At 39.6% G+C, this 570-nt stretch carries 1 pseudogene; it reads left to right on the top strand.

From position 1 onward, the window contains the following. Positions 1–274 precede the first annotated feature (274 nt). Positions 275–570, top strand: a pseudogene (locus tag BCT81_RS29860) (integrase); the annotation flags it as partial.

Raw genomic sequence — 570 nt, forward strand, 5'->3', positions numbered from 1 at the left:
TGTTAACTTTAATCCCATAGAAATATATTTAACTAGAAATCCCAATTAATTTCGGTTCTCATAAGCCATTTGGATGACCATCTGAATGGCTTCTACTTTGTTGTTATCGGTTTGCCTTGATTGTCTGCGACCACCAGTCCCATCAAATATACTCCTACCTGAGCCCTGCATTATTCATTAGTACTCAGTGCGACACCATCTTCGATCAGCTCCAATACTTGTTAGAAAAGTTAGTTTTACTGTGTTCACTAAATTGAAGGAACTTGGTGTGTGAAAAGGCTCTCAGTTAAGCAAATATAAAGTCACCTTCACCAACACTAAAACAAAAAAGAATCGCTCTGTACCTATCTCTGAAACACTTTACAACGAGATCTATAAACCCACTTCAGGCAAACTCTTCGAGCAATGCTATACCCCTTTCTGCTATATCCTGAAGAACAAACTCGGCATAAGCCTCCCTTCTGGTCAAGCATCGCACGTATTAAGACACTCATTTGCTAGCCACTTCATGATGAATGGCGGAAACATTTTGGTTCTACGCGATATTCTTGCTCATGCTGATATCAGCAT

The organism is Vibrio sp. 10N.261.52.A1 (assembly GCF_002876325.1).
In the GTDB taxonomy this organism is placed as follows: domain Bacteria; phylum Pseudomonadota; class Gammaproteobacteria; order Enterobacterales; family Vibrionaceae; genus Vibrio; species Vibrio chagasii.